The organism is Longirhabdus pacifica (genome assembly GCF_004115085.1).
Classification (GTDB): Bacteria; Bacillota; Bacilli; order Paenibacillales; family DSM-105158; genus Longirhabdus; species Longirhabdus pacifica.
On the sequence record NZ_QXJP01000011.1, the window covers coordinates 26,400 to 45,707 of the forward strand.

General features: G+C 37.2%; 19 protein-coding genes. 2 read left to right on the plus strand and 17 right to left on the minus strand.

Annotated features, from left to right (window positions below):
• Positions 1–30 precede the first annotated feature (30 nt).
• The 4 genes from lpdA to pdhA are packed head-to-tail and all read right to left on the minus strand — an operon-like array spanning position 31 to position 4,863.
• Complete coding sequence (lpdA, locus tag D1Z92_RS09990; RefSeq protein ID WP_128895532.1) at positions 31–1,443, minus strand: dihydrolipoyl dehydrogenase; 1,413 nt, start codon at positions 1,441–1,443, stop codon at positions 31–33.
• Between the two features lie 2 nt (positions 1,444–1,445).
• Positions 1,446–2,768: a dihydrolipoamide acetyltransferase family protein gene (locus D1Z92_RS09995; protein WP_128895533.1), complete on the minus strand. Its 1,323-nt coding sequence runs from the start codon at positions 2,766–2,768 to the stop codon at positions 1,446–1,448.
• 26 nt (positions 2,769–2,794) lie between these two features.
• The gene (locus D1Z92_RS10000) at positions 2,795–3,775 is read right to left on the minus strand and encodes an alpha-ketoacid dehydrogenase subunit beta (RefSeq protein ID WP_128895534.1); all 981 of its coding nucleotides are present in this window, start codon (positions 3,773–3,775) and stop codon (positions 2,795–2,797) included.
• Positions 3,776–3,777: 2 nt separating this feature from the next.
• Entirely contained in the window at positions 3,778–4,863 is a 1,086-nt protein-coding gene (pdhA, locus tag D1Z92_RS10005; RefSeq protein ID WP_128895535.1) for a pyruvate dehydrogenase (acetyl-transferring) E1 component subunit alpha, read from the minus strand.
• A gap of 339 nt (positions 4,864–5,202) precedes the next feature.
• Here pdhA and D1Z92_RS10010 point away from each other — a divergent pair, with 339 nt between their 5' ends.
• Positions 5,203–5,925 (plus strand): alpha/beta hydrolase, encoded by a 723-nt coding sequence (locus D1Z92_RS10010; protein ID WP_128895536.1) that lies wholly within the window; start codon positions 5,203–5,205, stop codon positions 5,923–5,925.
• On the opposite strand, the gene D1Z92_RS10015 is transcribed toward D1Z92_RS10010, so the two are convergent.
• The 9 genes from D1Z92_RS10015 to rsgA all read right to left on the minus strand — a co-directional run bounded on the left by D1Z92_RS10015 (position 5,908) and on the right by rsgA (position 14,656).
• Complete coding sequence (locus D1Z92_RS10015; RefSeq protein WP_128895537.1) at positions 5,908–6,729, minus strand: lipoate--protein ligase family protein; 822 nt, start codon at positions 6,727–6,729, stop codon at positions 5,908–5,910. The two genes, D1Z92_RS10010 and D1Z92_RS10015, sit on opposite strands and share 18 nt — an antisense overlap.
• A 44-nt stretch (positions 6,730–6,773) precedes the next feature.
• Positions 6,774–8,684 carry an LTA synthase family protein gene (locus D1Z92_RS10020; RefSeq protein WP_306438815.1) on the minus strand — a complete coding sequence of 637 codons (1,911 nt, stop codon included), beginning with the start codon at positions 8,682–8,684 and terminating at the stop codon, positions 6,774–6,776.
• 758 nt (positions 8,685–9,442) lie between these two features.
• Positions 9,443–9,955, minus strand: coding sequence for a ferritin (locus tag D1Z92_RS10025; RefSeq protein ID WP_128895538.1), 513 nt, complete (start codon positions 9,953–9,955; stop codon positions 9,443–9,445).
• A 52-nt stretch (positions 9,956–10,007) separates the two neighbouring features.
• Positions 10,008–10,907 carry a TIGR01777 family oxidoreductase gene (locus tag D1Z92_RS10030; protein WP_240666650.1) on the minus strand — a complete coding sequence of 300 codons (900 nt, stop codon included), beginning with the start codon at positions 10,905–10,907 and terminating at the stop codon, positions 10,008–10,010.
• 80 nt (positions 10,908–10,987) lie between these two features.
• A complete protein-coding gene (locus tag D1Z92_RS10035) occupies positions 10,988–11,302 on the minus strand; it encodes a hypothetical protein (protein ID WP_240666651.1) in 315 nt (104 codons plus the stop codon).
• A gap of 42 nt (positions 11,303–11,344) precedes the next feature.
• A complete protein-coding gene (locus tag D1Z92_RS10040; protein ID WP_128895540.1) occupies positions 11,345–11,572 on the minus strand; it encodes a hypothetical protein in 228 nt (75 codons plus the stop codon).
• Positions 11,573–11,718: 146 nt separating this feature from the next.
• Complete coding sequence (locus D1Z92_RS10045) at positions 11,719–12,423, minus strand: DUF421 domain-containing protein (RefSeq protein ID WP_128895541.1); 705 nt, start codon at positions 12,421–12,423, stop codon at positions 11,719–11,721.
• A gap of 65 nt (positions 12,424–12,488) precedes the next feature.
• Positions 12,489–13,319 (minus strand): aldo/keto reductase, encoded by an 831-nt coding sequence (locus tag D1Z92_RS10050; protein ID WP_128895542.1) that lies wholly within the window; start codon positions 13,317–13,319, stop codon positions 12,489–12,491.
• A 308-nt stretch (positions 13,320–13,627) separates the two neighbouring features.
• Positions 13,628–14,656, minus strand: a complete 1,029-nt coding sequence (gene rsgA / locus D1Z92_RS10055; RefSeq protein ID WP_128895615.1) for a ribosome small subunit-dependent GTPase A — start codon at positions 14,654–14,656, stop codon at positions 13,628–13,630.
• 483 nt (positions 14,657–15,139) lie between these two features.
• Here rsgA and D1Z92_RS10060 point away from each other — a divergent pair, with 483 nt between their 5' ends.
• Positions 15,140–15,742 (plus strand): hypothetical protein, encoded by a 603-nt coding sequence (locus D1Z92_RS10060; RefSeq protein WP_128895543.1) that lies wholly within the window; start codon positions 15,140–15,142, stop codon positions 15,740–15,742.
• Between the two features lie 33 nt (positions 15,743–15,775).
• Here D1Z92_RS10060 and D1Z92_RS10065 read toward each other — a convergent pair whose 3' ends face one another.
• The 4 genes from D1Z92_RS10065 to D1Z92_RS10080 form a co-directional block, all read right to left on the minus strand.
• Positions 15,776–16,942: an acyltransferase gene (locus D1Z92_RS10065; RefSeq protein ID WP_128895544.1), complete on the minus strand. Its 1,167-nt coding sequence runs from the start codon at positions 16,940–16,942 to the stop codon at positions 15,776–15,778.
• A 252-nt stretch (positions 16,943–17,194) separates the two neighbouring features.
• Positions 17,195–17,464: a hypothetical protein gene (locus D1Z92_RS10070; RefSeq protein ID WP_206099736.1), complete on the minus strand. Its 270-nt coding sequence runs from the start codon at positions 17,462–17,464 to the stop codon at positions 17,195–17,197.
• Between the two features lie 82 nt (positions 17,465–17,546).
• Positions 17,547–18,212 carry a deoxyribose-phosphate aldolase gene (gene deoC, locus D1Z92_RS10075; protein WP_128895545.1) on the minus strand — a complete coding sequence of 222 codons (666 nt, stop codon included), beginning with the start codon at positions 18,210–18,212 and terminating at the stop codon, positions 17,547–17,549.
• A 112-nt stretch (positions 18,213–18,324) separates the two neighbouring features.
• A complete protein-coding gene (locus D1Z92_RS10080; protein WP_128895546.1) occupies positions 18,325–19,275 on the minus strand; it encodes a hypothetical protein in 951 nt (316 codons plus the stop codon).
• Positions 19,276–19,308: the final 33 nt, after the last annotated feature.

The following is a 19,308-nucleotide window of genomic DNA, read 5'->3' on the forward strand; positions in this document are numbered from 1 at the left end:
GTGATGCTATATTGCATGTATAGTAGATGATTACAGCTTTAATTGGTGAATAGGGTTACCTACTGCAATTTCAGCTGTTTCCATCACGATTTCACCCAAAGATGGATGCGCGTGAATCGTTAGCGCAATGTCCTCTACCGTCGTTGCTGTTTCAATTGCTAATCCGAATTCAGCAATTAAGTTAGAAGCTTCTTCTCCAACAATGTGGCCACCAAGTACAACACCTGTTGCTTTATCAGAAACAATTTTCACAAAACCATCTGTCGCATTCATTGCTAACGCTCTACCATTTGCTGCATAGTTAAATTTACTTACAACAACTTCATAGCCTTGTTCTTTTGCTTCATCTTCAGATAGACCAACGCTAGCCATTTCTGGATCAGAGAAAACAACAGCAGGGATCGCTTTGTAATCAATTACACTATTGTGTCCAGCTATTGCTTCCGCAGCAATTTTACCTTCATAAGAAGCTTTGTGTGCAAGCGCAAACCCTTCTACAACGTCACCGATAGCATAGATGTTAGGTACACTTGATCTGCACTGATTATCAATTTTAATTAGTCCACGATCATCCATGTCTACACCGATGTTTTCAAGACCGATATCATCTGTGTTCGCACGACGTCCAACAGTTACAAGCACATATTCTGCAGTAACTTTTTGTTCTTTTCCTTTGACTTCAAACGTTAATTCTACACCTTCGTCGGTTTCTTTAAACGTCTGTGCAAGTGCACTTGTGTGTACCGTTGCTCCAAGCTTTTTCATTTTACGAAGTACAAAGCGAGACATATCTTTCGGGAATCCAGGTAAGATGTTATCTGCTCCTTCAAGTACAGTAACTTCTGTACCAAACTTAGCATAAGTTTGGCCTAGCTCGATGCCGATGTATCCTCCACCGATAACGATCATGCTTTTTGGTAATTCTTTTAAATTCAATGCTCCTGTAGAGGAGATGATGTTGTCGCTGTAAGGGAAGGCTCTAAGTTCAATTGGTCTAGAACCAGTAGCAATAATACAATCGTTAAATTTAAAACGATGTGCTTCCTCATCATTACTTACACTTACGACATTTTTATCCGTAAAGAACGCTTCACCTTGCACGATTTGAATATCGTTTCCTTTAAGCAAAGTGCCTACGTTACCTGTTAATTTGTTTACAACGCCATCTTTCCAAGCTTGTACTTTGGAGAAATCAAGATCTACTTTCTCCGCCGTAATACCGATATCTTCGGAGTCTTTCATAATTTCATAACGGTGTGCTGCTGAAATAAGCGCTTTGGATGGGATACACCCAACATTCAAGCAAACGCCACCCATTCTACCTTTATCTACGATCACTACGGACTTGCCAAGTTGTGCAGCACGAATAGCTGCTACATATCCTCCTGGACCAGCTCCGATAACAATCAAATCAACGTCTGTAGTAAAATCACCTACGACCATGCTTACACCTCCATAATTAACATTTGTGGGTCTGATAATAACTGTTTCATATAGTTCATCGCATATTGAGCTGTAGCACCATCAATGAGACGGTGATCAAAACTTAAGGATAAGTTCATCATTTGGCCTACTGTAATTTCACCATCTTTTACAATTGGCTTTTCAGAAATGCGACCTGTACCTAAAATAGCAACTTCCGGGTGGTTAATGACTGGTGTAAAGAACATACCGCCAGCTGAACCGATGTTTGTGATACTAATGGAGCTGCCTTTCATTTCATTTGGAGCTAGTTTTCCTTCACGGCCACGAACCGCAAGGTCTTTGATTTTATCTGCGATAGTCCAAATGTTTTTGCGATCAGCATGCTCAATAACAGGAACGATGAGACCGTTGTCTGTATCTGTAGCGATACCGATGTTGTAGTATTTTTTATATACGATTTCATTGTTGTCATCATCGATAGAAGCGTTTAATGCTGGGAATTGACGAACAGCCGCAACTAATGCTTTTACGATGAATGGCAAGTAAGTCAATTTCACACCTTTTTGCTCCGCTAAAGGTTTTGCCTTTTTACGCAATTCAACTAATGCTGTAACGTCTACTTCGTCCATAATCGTAACGTGTGGTGCTGTGTACACAGATTTGACCATGGAGTTAGCAATAATTTTTCTAATACCTTTAAGTGGTACACGTTCTTCTGGGAAGTCTCCCTCTGGAGCTGCCTGAGTTGCAGGTGCACTTGCAGATGCTGCTGCTTTATTTTCTGAAGCAACAGGTGCTGCCGCAGCAGTTGTACTTCCACCAGAAGCGAAAGCTTCTACATCTTCTTTCGTAATTTTGCCGTTTTTACCTGTTCCAGTAATTTGAGCAATGTTGATGCCTTTGTCTCTTGCTAATTTTCTAACGCTTGGCGTCGCTAATATTTTACTTGTATCCACTTCTCCGATGTCATTAACTGGAGCAGAAGTAGCTGGCGCTGTTTCGATTGTTGCTTTTGCAACGTTTTCTGCTACACTGCTTCCAACTGCACATTCTTCAGCAGGAGCTTCTTCTGTCGTTGATGCTTCACCAGCCGCTGCGTCACCTTCTACTTCAAAAGTCGCTACGATATCCCCAACAGTACAAACGGTACCATCTTCTACTTTCAATTCTGCTACTTTTCCTGTAACAGGAGACGGTACTTCTACTACTGCTTTATCGTTTTGAACTTCCATAATAATCTGATCTTCTTCTATGTCATCACCAGGCTTAATATGCCACTCAACAATCTCACCTTCGGACAACCCTTCACCTAGTTCAGGGAATTTATATTCAAACAAAGCCATGTTGTAACCTCCTTCAATTTTAATGATTAAAAGTTAAGTGATTCATTTACTGCTGCGATGATTTTCGCAGTATCTGGTGCCCATTCTTTTTCGATCTCACCGAATCCAACTACTGTATCTGGAGCCGTTACACGCAATACTGGAGATTCCAAGTGTAACAACGCTTTTTCGTTAATTTGTGCCATAATCTCTGCTGCTGCACCAGATGATTTTTGGGCTTCTTGCACGATAATCGCACGATTTGTTTTTTGAATGGAAGCCACAATGGTATCAATATCTAATGGCACAAGTGTACGCAAGTCGATAACTTCTGCTTTAATTCCTTGTGTTTTTTCCAATTCTTCTGCTGCTGCTTTCGCTGTGTGTACCATTGCACCGTAAGCAATGATCGTCATGTCACTACCTTCGCGAACGATATTCGCTTTTCCTAAAGGAATAGTGTAATCTTCCTCAGGTACTTCGTCTCTGAATGAACGGTATAATTTCAAATGCTCCATGAAAAAGACTGGATCATTATCTCGTATAGCAGAAGCTAACAAGCCTTTTGCATCATAAGGATTAGAAGGAACAACGACTTTAATTCCCGGTGTTTGCATCATCAATCCTTCTAAGCTGTCAGAATGAAGCTCAGGTGCATGTACGCCCGTACCAAATGGTGTTCTGAACACGATTGGACTGTTGTATTTCCCACCAGAACGATAACGCATACGTGTTGCTTGTGCGCAGATGGAGTCCATTACTTCAAAAATAAAACCGATAAATTGAATTTCTGCGATAGGTCTGAAACCTTGTACGCCTAACCCAACTGCTAGACCTCCGATTGCGGATTCTGCAAGTGGCGTATCGAACACTCTGTCTTCTCCGAATTCTTTTTGCAAACCTTCTGTCGCACGGAATACACCACCGACATGCCCAACATCTTCACCAAAAACTAGTACATCATTGTCACGCTTTAACTCTAAGCGCATTGCATCACGTATCGCTTCAATCATTGTCATTTGTGCCATGATTATTTATCCCCCTTTGCTGCAAAAACTTCTTTCTGCTCTGCTAGATGTGCCGGAGTTTGCTCGAACATAGAATCTATTAATCCAGGTACCGTCATTTTTTCCGCACTCTCAGCTTGTTTGATTGCGTCTTTTACTGCTTGTTTTGCATCTTCAATCGCTTTATTTTCTTGCTCTTCGCTCCAAAGTCCTTTTGTCTCTAAGTACTTGCGGTAACGAGCGATAGGATCTTTTTCTTCCCAAACGCCTTCTTCGTCTTTCGTACGATATTTCTTCGGATCGTCACCAGACATAGAATGCGGTCCAAAACGATAAGTGATCGCTTCAATTAATGTAGCGCCTCCACCATTTCTTCCAACTTCCGCAGCTTCTTGTGCTGCTTTAAGTACAGCGAGTATGTCCATACCATCGACTTGAACGCCTCTAATGCCTGCTGCTAGTGCTTTGTGTGCAACAGATTTTGCAGCCGTTTGTTTTTCGAATGGTGTAGAAATCGCATATCCGTTATTTTGCACAACGAAAATAGCAGGTAAGTTGAATGCACCAGCAAAGTTTAATCCTTCATAGAAGTCCCCTTGCGATGTTCCACCATCACCTGTATACGTAATAACAACATTGTCTTTATTTCTCTTCTTAAAGCCCATCGCAATACCAGCACTTTGCACGATTTGTGCACCAATAATAATTTGTGGCATTAATACGTTTACATCGTCAGGAATTTTTCCACCTTCTTGATGTCCTCTTGAGTATAAGAAAGCTTGATGCATAGGTAATCCGTGCCATACAATTTGAGGCATGTCGCGATAACCTGGGCAGATGAAATCTTCTTTATTTAAAGCAAATTGTGTACCGATCATTGTTGCCTCTTGACCAGATACAGGTGCGTAAAATCCAAGTCTTCCTTGTCTTGCTAAACTGACCGCACGTTGATCCCATGTACGCGTAAATACCATACGATACATAAGCTCTTGGAGCTGCTCATCTGTTACGTCTGGCATCTCGCTTTCATTTACAACGGTTGTTCCATCCGGACTTAAGACGGATAGTGGAGTTACATCTTGAGCGTACACTTCATAAGACTTACTCATTGTACCAATCACCTCATTTAGAATTTATAAGTAGCATTTAACAATTGTTATATATGCTGTTACAATCGAAACTATAATCTGTTATAATACAGTAAGAAACATTAGTAATATTGAATAATATGAGAATAATAAAGTTGAAAATATAACAGTTATGTGACTATTATATATTACAGTTGGCAAAATGCCAACTGGGAAAGTATGATTTTTTAAATTCCTACAGTTAGTTTTACGCAACTTAATTGCGTATTCCTTTATTTTAATATAAAATTGTTGAAAATGAAAATTAACTAACATTTTTATCCATATATTTTACGATTTTAAGAATGGAGATGTTGCATCATGTCTTTTAAATACAGTAAACGAAAAATAGAAAAACATACTATTTCATCTCAATTTTTAAACGATGAAAGAACGTTACGTATATATTTACCGCAAGAATATGATCCGCTGCAAAGTTACCCCGTCATTTACTGTCAAGATGGGGCTGAATTTTTTAATTTTGGCAGAATTGCAACGCACGCCAGCCAACTTATAGAAGAAGAAGGTTTGCAGCCAATGATTATTGTGGGTATAGATGTTAATCTTCCTCAGAGATCGGCTGAATATGCTCCAAATGGCAATCGTTTTATTCCTTACTGCAATTTTGTTACGCAAGAAGTAATACCAGAAATAGAAAAGAACTATGCTACGATACAAGATCCAGCGCATCGTATCTTTGCTGGTGACTCTCTGGGGGCAACCGTTTCTTTACATCTTGTCCTAGATCATCCTCATCTTTCCCATAAATGCTTAGCGCTAAGCGGAGCTTTTTTCCCTTCTACACAACAACGTCTTGAACAAGAAGAAGATTTGTCTTGGCTGGATATGTATATGCTCATTGGTACAGAAGAGACGGATGTAAAAACAGACTATGGCGTTTTTGATTTCTTATCACTCAATAGAGATACAAAAACCATACTGCAACAAAAAAACACTTCCCTTTATTATGTTGAAAATAAAGGAAAGCATATATGGGGCTTTTGGCAAAATGAGCTGCCGCATGCATTAAGTCACTTCTTTTAATTTCGTATACCGGGCATACAGTTTGTCCATCCAATGTAAAACATCATCTGTAGGTAGAACATCGTAATGACCTGCCTGCAGATGAACACCATGTTGCTTGATGACAGAAGTAAACCGTTCCATCCATTCTGATGCAGAAGCTATATTGGTATCGTCTTGCAAATTTGACGTGCTAGACTGTTGTACAGGAGGATGAAGTTCAGCGTTATTTCCACTAGCTATCTCATAAAATGTGCGAACGTCTTGTGTTCGATCTTGATGTGTACCAACATTAACGAAAGCATGAATAATAAAAGCTTTCGTCTGCCTGCGCTGTGCTATACCACAAAATTTTCTCCCATTAATGCTCAAGTCATAATCACCAGGACAATAAGAATGACTAATTTCACCAATATCCACTTGTTGATCGATTACCGTAGCAGCAATCAGCTGTGCCATTTGCTGAAAATCCTCATGGAAATCACGATATCCTGATTTTTTCGGCAAAATGAGAGAAACATTGACTACACCATCATCGAGCGGAACGGCTGCCCCCCCAGAATGTCGAACAGCAACCTCATAACCTTGTTGCGCTAACCAACGTATTGCTTTTTCGGCATGAGGAAGTTTTCGATCACGCAACCCCACAACAAACGCTCTTTTATGCCTCCAAATATGAACAACAGGTGGTATGTTATCACCTAATCTTCTGCACGCCAAATCGTCCCAAGCAAAGGGAAATAAGACATGATTGTCAAGTATTTGATCTGACGGAACGTAATACATGGTGTCGGGTAATTTGTCACTGATATGTATATGTGTCAAAGCTGGTATCTCCTCTTTTACTTTTAAAAGCAAGGAAGAAGATGCTATTCTGCATCCTCTTCTCCTAATTCATCTTCTACTTTGTCTGCGTCTTCCTCTATAAACCTCATTAAATCACCATAAATGATTTCATCGGAATAATCTAATTGCTGCTCTGCCTGCTCTACTAATAGTTCACAGGTATCAGATAGTATCATTTCGCCGGTCCCTCTATCGTAGCAATTTCCAGCTGTATATACAACATCTTCTGTAATAAAACTTCTATCCCTTAGTATGACCATCTTATTTTCTTTATTAGGAAGAAATAGGTCGCTACCAAAGGTAAGTGCCTCTTTATTATCCACACCTAATAAATTAAACACAGTAGAACGCAAATCAATTTGTCCGCCAATTTGAGAGATCGTTTTCCCTTCCATACCTGGAATATGGATAATTAACGGTACTCGTTGTAATTGAACATGCTCATATGGTGTAATGTCCTTATCTAAAAACAAGCTCATCGCTTCGTTATGATTTGCTGAAATACCGTAATGATCTCCATATAAAATGAAAATGGTATCTTCGTATAAGTCGGTTTGTTTTATATCCTCAAAAAACTGTTTCAGCGCTTCATCCATATATCTGACCGTACTAAAGTATTGATCTACTGTAGCATCACCTGAATCAAAGAAAGGAATCATCAAATCTTCTTCTTCCATTTCAAATGGATAGTGATTGGTCAAGGTGATTAACCTCGTATAGAACGGCTCTGGCAAATCTTCTAACTTATCCAATGTTTGTTGGAAAAACGGTTCATCTTTCAAACCCCATCCAACTGAGTTTTCTTCGTTGACTTCATAATACTCTTTGTCATAGAAGAAATCATAGCCCAACGCATCATACATCACATCTCTGTTCCAAAATGCTCCTTCGTTAGCATGGAATACAGCAGAATAGTAACCTTCATCTTTCAACACATTAGGCGTCCCATAGTACGTGTTTTGTGCATGTGTAAAAAATACTGCTCCACTTGGTAAAGGGTATAGCGCATTATCTACGATAAATTCAGAATCGGATGTTTTCCCTTGCCCCGTTTGATGATAAAAATTGTCAAAGTAATAACTTTCTCCAATTAAATCATTTAAAAAAGGAGTAATTTCTTGGTCATATAACGTTTCGTTAATAACAAAACTTTGCAGCGACTCCATTGAAATCAGTATCACATTTTTCCCTTCTGCAATACCGTATAAGTCAGAAGGAATCTCGTTTGTGTTTTCCTGTGTCTCAATATATTTTGTCGCTTCCATCAAATCTTCATTATCCGCAAAAACTTTTTTACTTGTCATACGTGTATTCAAAACAAGATCATAGAGGTGGTAATTGTAAGCCCCTATGTTTTTAACTACAATTTGTCTATCAAAGGTACGCGCCAGTAATTGTGGGCGTGACATTTCTGCAAGTGACCAATTCACCAATAAGAAGCAAATAGCAACGGCAAATGCCGAAACAAGCTGACTTCGTCTGATACTAATACTAGAAACTTTTTTCCACCAAACGATGAATACTAAAAGAATGGTATCCAAAAAGATCAATATATCCGTGGGTTTTATAAGTCCCCATATACTACTTTGCAAGTCACCCATGTTGCTCGTTTGAAACAATACAGGCAGTGTAATAAAATCATTGAAAAAACGATAATATACTAAGTCTGAAAATAATAGAATAGAAGAAAGCAAGCTAAAAATAATAATCGTCCAGACTTTTCTTTTCCTACTTATCAACAAAGCAAATCCTACGATTAGAATTACCGATGCAATCGGTGTAATCAGTAATATCATTTCTTGAAATAACGACTGTATTGGTAAATCAAATGCAAATCGTTGCACTAAATACGTCTTTAGCCACATTAGAAAAAATGCGGTATACAAAAACCACCATGTTTTAACACTCAATTTATGTTTTATTTTCTCAAGCAAATGTCTTCACCTCTCTCACTCATGAGCTACTACGTTTTGTCTGTATTGTCAAAAATAGCACACACAACAAAGGTTGAAATGATATCAACCCAGTATAACATCTCATATGCATATACTTAAGTATGAACTGCGTGGTAATATTTACATGACAATGATGTAACCACCTAGATGCAGTAATTTCTCATTGGTGTTGGAATGAGGCACTCTTTAGTACTTTTCATTCCTCGCTTTATATTTCTATGCTTTATCATGCGTTACCTTAAACATCTCCTCTAGTAATAAGATATTTCAACATTTACACTTGTTAAATGTTAGAGTAATCAAAAGCAACAACATAACATAGACAACTTGTAATAGGATGAGTCTTGTTTATTTTGTTTTAATTGGTACAATCTTTCATGTGTATTTAAGCATATATTATCGTGGATAATAATTACATATTATTATTTACGAATTGTAAATCAAAAAGTTGCATTTGGAAACTAATAAATTTTCTCATTTTGATAAACCTAAAGGACTCAAACACTAAATTACGTATAAAATTCTCTATTTACTTACAAATATAACTCTATGCTACATTTATGGGATTTTATTTATTCCCTCTTTTATGTAGTGCGATGTCATTGATGATTGTTCATATAAAAAACCCAAACCTTTAGCGTCAACAAAAAAACAACTAGAGGATCGGGTTTGATTTGTGCATATTGCTTTGTAAGGCATTATTTAATTACATTACTGTTTATTTGCTTGAACCTATTTTATTCATTTAAGGAAGGAGCAACAAATTTTCTGCTTGCAAATTCCGTATCCATCATGAAGAAGGCGTTGCTGTCGTCATCGATTCTTTTCAATTTATGAATGATACTGTCAAACAATGACTCTTCTTCTACCTGCTCGTCTATAAACCATTTTAAGAAGTGAATGGTAGCATGCTCTCTTTCTGTCAATGCAATGTCAGATAGATGATAAATTCGTTTTGTCACTTCTTTTTCATGTGCGTATGCTTTTTCATAACAATCTAAGACAGAGGTAAACCCATTAGGGATAGCATCCATTCCTGAAATCTCAGCTTTCTGTCCAATATCATTTAAAAATTTGAAAAATTTCATTGCATGAAACCTTTCTTCTTCCGCCTGTACAATGAAAAAGTTGGCAAATCCGTCTAGATTTTCGTGTAAGCAATATGCACCCATCGCCATGTATACGTGAGAAGAAAGAAATTCAAAGTTCATTTGCTTATTCAATTCATTTACTAATTGATTACTAATCATGTTGTACACGTCCTTGTCATTAATAATTTTATTTTCACTATATCACATGCGGTTATTTTTGTATGATTTGCGTTGCTGCTTGTTGAAAGGTTGGATATAAAAATTCAAATCTATGGTCTAACATCTTCTGTGGTATAACGCGCTGCCCATCTACCATTAACGTTGACATTTCCCCTAGCAACAATTTTAAAGCAAAAGAAGGAACAGTAAAAAAATGAGGTCGATGAAGCACTTTTGCAAGTATGTAAGTGAGATCTGCGTTAGTGACAGGTTCAGGAGAAGTTGCATTAACAGCACCTTGAACGTTTTCATCATCTAAACATTTGTTGATCATGTTTACACAGTCTTGTATATGAATCCATGAAAACCACTGATTCCCTTTTCCAATCTTTCCTCCTACACCGAAACGAAAAGGAAGCATCAGTTTTGGAAAGGCACCACCATCGTTACTAAGTACAATACCTAACCTTAAACGGACTACACGAGTATGTTGTTCCATCGCCTTCGTTTCATGTTCCCATTGTTTGACGACTTCAGCTAAAAAATCATGACCTTCACTGTTACTTGTCTCGTCGAATGTCTCCACTAAGGAACTTCCGTAAACACTTATACCTGAGCCCTGCACTACTACATTTGGTTTATGTTCCATCTTACTAACCCAATCTGCTACAGCACGAGTTGTTGTGATTCTCGATTGTAAAATGCGTTGTTTTGCTGCTTCACTCCAACGTTGATTGATGGTTTCCCCTGCTAAGTTGACAATAGCATCTACATGCATATCTTTTATTCGATCTTGTTTCAATTGTTCCCAATGAATATAATGAACGTTATGTTCTCCATGGCTAGCACGATGACGCGAAATGATCGTAATCTTATGACCTTGATCTAATAACGATTGGATGAGATGACGACCGACAAAACCGGTCCCGCCAGCTACAACAATATGCACCACTTGCCACCCCCTAACTACTTTCCTTTATTATAGTATATTATGGATATGAAGTTAACCGAACTGCTTCAATAACGAAAACGTTAAATGATATTCATTTGATTGATCTGATCTTTCGTTTCCTTTGTACCTAATTCATAAATACATTGATATACATTTTTTAGTACAGCATCGTATTCATCATTTGCTCCATCAATAACATGGTACGGAAGTGCAGGTAGTGGAGTAGAGACGAAGGTGAACTTTTCCGCATCTTCTTTTTCTTCAAACAATGTCGTCAGCTTCATCCACTCTTTTTCACTTGCTTCAATTTCAAATTCGTAAGCTGCTGCTCCTTGTTCTTCGACAACAGTGTTTGCTTGTACAGAAACATAATATGTTTGCTTATTGTTATCCAAAGAAAAGTTCTCCTTTATCATGTAATCTTCTCTTCATTCTTACTAACGCAAGATGTAAATCATTATAGCAACGATAATAATGACAATAGGGGTAAATATATAAGCTAATATAATGGGATTGGTAACAGCAGGATGTTTTACACGAATATTTGCAACAGGTTCGTTTATTCCTTTGTCATTACGCCGAATCCCAATTTTCAGCGTCTGTGTGAGTCCGTATACACACAGCAATACGATGAAAAGTAGTAACACCAACAATAATAAACCCATGGCAAGAACCTCTTTCATGAATGTAATCTGCTTATATTTTTAACATATTTACTGTGTTTTATAGAGGTAAATCAATCCTGATGCCGATTGAAAACAATAAAAGACAGCCGGCCAAAACCAACTGTCTTAAGTATTGTTTTATTATTTTATTGCTTTTCAATCACATATAATCCTTGAAGTGACGTGTATTCCGCATACATGACTTCACTCACATCTTTAATTCCATGGGAAAACAGTTCCCCATACAGCCATTGCTCATCCATACCAACAGCATTTAAATTTTGATTTAATATAGAGCCATCACTAATGAGTACAACTGGGAGCTCTGCCGTTACCTTTGTATTTTCATGATCATCACCATGATCCATCGTATGTATGTCTCTTTTTTGTGCCGTTTGATATTCTATTTTCTGCAAAACAGATATCATGCCATTGGATTCTAATAGAGCATACTCGACTTCACGAAGTGAAAACACATTTTTTTGTCTTAACAAATTTTGCAGTTGATCGATGCTAATTTTATGCTTTTTCAATAATTTGCGTTGAATAACTCCTTTTTCAATGACAAGACAAGGCTTCCCGTCTAAAATTTCACGCAGTGTTATCGATTTCAGCTCCATCCATTGAATGCAATAAAGCAATAATCCCCAAATAAATACTGCAAAAAATATATGTAAAATACCGATCTTATCATCGTAAATCGCATTTCCAATTAATTCTCCTAATACTAAAGCAGAGATGAAATCAAAAGGAGTAATTTGATGTATTTGTGATCTCCCTAAAATTTTTGTCACTAGAAATAATAATAAAATACCAATGCATAGCTCGATTACAATGGTAAAAATGAACATGCTGGGACTCCTTTTTTATGTACTGTTCCTAGGATATCCAGCTATGCTAACAACCATGCGTCATTTTAAAAATCAAAATGATCTGGATCAGGGCCGTTGCGCTTATCTATGTTCATACTTTCAATTTGCTTTACGTCTTCTTCATCTAAACTAAAATCAAATATATTTGCATTATCACGAATACGTTCAAATTTTACGGATTTCGGAATCGTAATTACACCTTGTTGTATATCCCATCTCAAAATCACTTGTGCAGTTGTTTTATGGTGTTTACTCGCAATTTTTTGCAAAGTAGGATGATCTAATAGTTTACCTTGCATAAGCGGGCTCCACGCTTCCATTTGGATATGATGCTTTTCGCAATACTTCTTCAACTCCACCTGTTGCAGCTGAGGATGATATTCCACTTGATTCACAGATGGAACGACACCCGTATCTTGTATAACGTCATCAAGATGATGTGTCTGAAAGTTACTTACACCAATCGCTTTAACGTATCCCTCTTCATATAATTTCACTAATGCCTTCCACGTTTCTTTATACTTTTCTTTTACTGGCCAGTGAACTAAGTACAAATCAATCCATTCCAGTTGCAGTTTTTTTCTGCTTTCTTCAAAAGCTTTTAATGTTTCTTCGTATCCTTGGTTACTATTCCACACTTTCGTTGTAATGAATAGTTCCTCTCGCTTCACTTCGCTTTCTTGTACGGCAACACCTACACCTTGTTCATTTTGATAGATCGCAGCTGTATCGATACTTCGGTATCCTACTTGTATCGCTTCTTTCACCGCTTGAATGACTTGATGCCCGTCTTTGGTTTTAAATACACCTAAACCAAACCATGGCATTTGCACCCCATTATTTAATGTTACGCAGTCTGCTAGTGACTTTACCATACTAAACCTTCCTCCTTTTTCAGAATGTTCTGATATATTTTAATTATTTCACCCTTAATATAAAGGCATGCATTGATTGGATAAGATGAAGAAATGATGGGATAAATGTCTAATCTAAATTATACCAGCTAAAATGACAAACGATCAATCCTAATTTATGGCATAGGTTTAAACAAAAGAGTGAAAAAATGTGTGCATAAAATGTGTGTACAGGTTGAATGTTATGTCTCCACATATAAGGATTCATCCAACCTATACACTTTCATGGATTGCTGTTAACGATATCGTGTGCTCCGTAACTTCATGTCTTACATGCGATGTTTGGTCGTACGGTCACCGCTAATTTTTTTCCATTTTTTCCTTTCTTCTAGTTGTGCACGTTTATTACTTTTCCTAGCTATATAGGCTAATTCTCTTTGTAATTTTACATAACTTTGATATCGAGATGTATTTAATGTATTATCTTCAATCGCTTGTTGAACGGCACAACCAGGTTCACTTTGATGAGAACAGTCATGATACTTACATTGTAATGCTAATTGCTCTATATCTGAGAAAGTATGATCCATAATATCTTCATCACTTTCCCACAGTTTGAGTTCTCTCATTCCTGGCGTATCCATGACGATCGTACCATTTGGAAGCAAAAACAACTCGCGGTTTGTTGTTGTGTGCTTTCCTTTATGATCACTCTCTCGAATATCATTTACTTTCTGCCTCTTTTCCCCGTACATCGTATTTAATAAAGTGGACTTTCCTGCACCGGAGGAGCCTGTTACGGCTATCGTCTTGCCTTCTTTTAAAAATGGGGCTAGTTGCTCTAAACCTTTCTCCTCAACTGAGCTAACCACACAAATGGGGACACCCATAGCGGCTACTTCTACTTTTTTTATTTTCTCCGGGATATCTTCGCACAAATCCGATTTACTTAAAACAATAACGGGAGACGCACCACTTTCCCATATCATCGTCATATATCGTTCCATTCTTCTTACATTAAAATCATTATTCAATGCTAGGACAAAAAATACCGTATCTACATTCGCAGCGATAACTTGCTCTTCGGTTGTTTCCCCAGCTGCTTGTCTAGATAGTTTACTTATACGAGGAAGCACATGATGAATAACGGCTTTTTTTTCGTCTAGCAAAATGTTAATGATGACCCAATCCCCTACCGCTGGATAATCTGATCTCTCTTTTGCCTCGAACGTAAATTTACCTTTTAAGTGAGCCAGCATTTCCCCATGCTCTGTCTCTACTTCATACAAATGTTTATGCTCCTGCACTACTCTTCCGAGTTGATATCCTTCTTTTGCAAAGTGTCTAAAGTGTTCCATCGTCGTTTCTGTCAATCCGAATTGTTTTAATCTATTCAATTTCTATTTCCTCCAAGTCATATTCATTTACATTTTTACAACAAAAAAGACCGCGCTGCGGCCTTTACTTCATTGTTGATTACCATGGATATGTCGCAAGCGAGTACACCACTGCACAGCTACATATCATGAATATGATCTTAGATGGTTATGTCATCTCTGTCCTTACATACTATTGTCATCATAAGATAGGACTATAAACAAAATACATTTTCACGACATTTCAGAGAGCTGCACAATGGCTTATATGCAATTAACGTTTCACCCTTTATTGTCATCACCATCATGCATCCCTCCTTCACTTGTTTTAGTATTCTCATTGTAGCTGATATTCCTTGAATTGTAAATACAGTATTATATCTTGCAACTTTGGTATATCACTGAACGTCTAGTCTTTAACCAACGTTTTTACCTAAAGAGTAAGAGAAAGGGGAGCGCATACGTATGTTTAGAAAGATCTTTTCCATCGTTGCGGCAATGGTGTTTATCAGTTCATTATTCATCTTGCCTCAATCGGTCATTGCATGTTCGTGTATAGAAACACCGTCCGTAGAAGATCAATTTGAAAGTTCGGCAGCTGTGTTTAGTGGGAAAGTGTTAGAAATAGAGGAAGGTGATATTGGTAAAAAAGTGTTAATAGAGGTGATGGAAAGTTGGAAGGGTGTAAATCAATCACAAATCATCGTAAACACCCCAGGGCAAGGGCCCAGTTGTGGTTTTCCTTTTGAAAAAGGGGAAGACTATCTCCTATATGCGTATTCTTCTACAGCGTTATCTGAAGATGATAAAGATGGGACTTTACAGGTTAATATTTGTAGCAGAAGTAATGTGCTAGAAGAAGCAGAAGAAGATGTATTGATTTTAGGAGGTGGTAAAACAGCCGATACATTAACACAAGCCGACATACAGTCCTATTTTTCCACAGAAACAAGTAACAGCCAAAGTCAAAGTATGACGTTCATGATCATGTGGGCTTCCATCATCTTCATTGTGATGATGTTAATCGGTATTGGGATATACACTTACAAAAGATCGTCTGGATCATAATCCATATGTTTCTTTTATTTACTCGTCCATAAACTACGTATACATTGATTTATTATTTTGCTGATTCTCTGTATTGGTTCTTTTCTTAGGTAACATTCCAAATATAACCCATGAAAATTTAAAGTACTTACTAGTAACTTCAACTATAAACCAAGATAAGCTCAAGGCGAGGATAAACATAAATAAATAGACCAATGGATTTGCCGTATACTCATTTACCATAATAAATTCTCTGTAAATTGCTAATATAAATGGATGAATCAAGTATATGCCAAATGAAGCCTCTCCCAAACGCATTAATAGATTCGTTAGTTTGGTGTTTAGCACTCTTTTAAGTAAGTATGAAATTTGAAATAGTACAATGGCTGTCAGCAACGTTTGCATGTTCCACAAAAGTTCATAGATGAATGCATGATACTGGGTATTATTTGCTCTTAATTGATACTGAAGATAAATATTCCCTCCTATGCTAAACATCGTCCCTGACCATAGTAAAGCATATAAAATGAAGAATTTCTTCATTACAGCTTTTGTAGGTTTTAAAAATGGAATGATCTTATCATAATAAATTCCTAAAAAAGCACCCGTTAAATAGAAAGAAAAGTAGGATAAAGCAATACTCCCTTTTCCGACAGGAAATAAGGATAACTGTTCATTATAATAATAGTATAAGATTACAAATATCCATTGAATAACAAATCCAATTATAATAGATATACTTGAAAAGAAAGGATGTCTTTTGAACAAAAACAATATGAATGGGAACATTAGATAAAATTGAATGCTTATAAATACAAAATACAAGTGTGTATGGGCAGTGCCTAAAGAAAGCTGAATGAAAAACTGTTGAATTAAGTTCCAAATGCTTGTTAAATCATCCATTTTTAAAATAAAATAAAAAAACGATATGACCACATACGGTACGGTAACGTACAGTAAACGCTTTCGATAAAAATGAGAGATAAGTTGACGATCAATCGAGCGATGATAATAGTTATAAAAAATGACAAAACTACTAATTAAAATAAATGTAGGAGTACCAAATTTAAATGCAGTGTGCAAAAAAATGTACAACGGGTAATACAAGCTTTGGTGATCTACATATACAACCGCTGATCCTAATGTATGTACAATGATAACCGCTATGATACCTATTGCTCGACTCATGTATATTTCATTAATTTGTTTGGATGTATTCATTTATTTAAATTCCCACTATTACTTTTATTTTATTAAAGTTACTAAAATCGGTTCTTATAGTCTTACCATTACTTTAGCATATACTTCCATTATATATCAATATATTACATGATATTGAACATAAAGGTAATAGTAGAGTGTGTAATGTAATTAGATCGTTTGCCATTGAAAATCAATCCACTTTTACAATTGAAATGCAAAAAGGGAAGGGCTATATAATTCTAGCCCTTCCCTTTTTTTCCATGATCGTTACTAATCCATATGTTTCTTTTTCAACTGCTGAAACGTGCGTTTTTCTTTTTCGAAAGCAGTACATACCTGCTCAAACGTATGTTGATCTGCACCACTTTTAGCCTGATCAATGGCATTTTCCGCGTGGACTATAGCATGTTGTGCTTGTGTAATTAACTGCTCATCTGGATGTGTTTGTGCTTGTGATACAGCATGATGCACTTTGTCCAACGAATCTTGCGCTTGTGAAAGCGGGCTTTGTGATTGCAAACTTGAATCGCCATGGGGCATGCTTCACTTCTCCTCACATTTAAGAATTTTTTTGTTCATTCTTAATGTGACAAGCTGCCTCGTATTTTATGCCTATTTATACTTAGTATTTTTCTGTTGAAGTTTCACCTTTTGCGATGGAAACCCCACTGCTTGCTCCGAGTCTAGTTGCTCCCGCTTCCACCATTGCCGTTGCGTCTTCTAAACTTCTCACACCACCAGAAGCTTTTACACCAATATCAGGACCCACGGTTTTTCTCATTAAAGCAACGTCTTCTTTGGTTGCACCGCCCGTAGAGAATCCAGTGGAAGTTTTCACAAAATCTGCGCCTGCTTTTACTGACAATGCACAAGCTCTTTCTTTCTGCTCGTCATTCAATAAGCAAGTTTCGATAATAACTTTTGTTAACGTTCCATTAGCCGCTTCTACTACAGCTCTAATATCTGCTTCGACTTCATCATCTTTTCCATCTATTAGTGCACCGATATTGATGACCATATCGATTTCTTGAGCACCTTGTGCAATTGCTGTTTTCGTTTCAAACGCTTTCACTTCTTTAGCAGAAGCGCCTAATGGGAATCCAACAACAGTACATACCTTCACTTCGCTACCTTGCAATTGCTTCGCTGCTAACGGAACCCAATATGGATTAACACAAACAGAAGCAAATCCGTATTGTTTTGCTTCCTCTGTAAGTTTCATAATATCTTTCTGTTGAACTGTAGGTTTAAGTACAGTGTGATCAATCAATTTCGTTATGTTTTGCAATGAAGCCAACCCCTTTAATTAAATGTAAGTAGACAAAACTTTTGCACCATTTCATTGTACACTAATCTCTCATCTCGTGTCACATCAATAAGTTGGCTGTATTGCAAGTTATTTATTCTGTAATCTGCTCGTAAGTTGCATTATACATACGAAACATCGTTTTATAATTAGATTCATCAATTTTTATACCTACGTCTAATGTTCCTGTAATTTTTATCGGTCCATCCATAAAGCGAAGTTCATCTGGGTTATCTACAAAGACGATCATGATTTTATTCCAATACGATTCATCCCCATTATCAAATGGACATTCTGCTCCTGGTTCTGGAATGAGCAAGAACCAACCTTGCTTTAAAGATAATACTTCTCCCATGTACCCATTGATAGAAACCGTTGATCCGCTTTTGTCCCAAAAATGTTGCGATGGAGTGGTCTGATCGTCTCCATCAAAAAAACCATCCCATGTCAGTTCATTTTCATTCGTTTGTTGAACAGGGGCAGCTTCCTCATTAGCTGTATCTTCTTTTACTGGTTGTTCTTCTGCTAGTGTTAAATTCTCTTCCCCTTCTTGCTGTTGTGCTGGTTGTGATGGCTGTTGTGCTTCTACTTGTTCAGCTTGTGTTAGTTGTTCTGGTTGCTGCTCAGCTTCACTCTCTTCTGCCACAGGTTCTTGCTGATTATCAACTGCTTGAGATTGCACTTGCTCTTCAACAGTTTGTGCTGATGTTTCATCTTTTTCAGACACGGTATCCTCTGCGCTGTTATTTTCCGTTTCTTCTGTTTGACTCGTCTCACTTGGTTCCTCTTCGATTTGTTGCTCTTCACTTTGTTCCTGTTCAGATGCTATTGTTGTTTCTTGATTTGCTAATTCGGCCTCATGTTGCTGTTCCATCTCTTGTCCTGATGTACCTTCTACGGTATTCATTTCTTGCTGCTCTACACTTTCTTCTGTTGTATTTACTTGCTCTTGCTTTTCTTCTGACTGTAAAGCTGTATTAAAACTCGTTGTTGTATCTGAATTTTTATCCACTTTAGAGCAAGCCGCTAGTAAAAAAATCAACATGATAAATAAATATCGTTGTTTTCTTATTGCCCT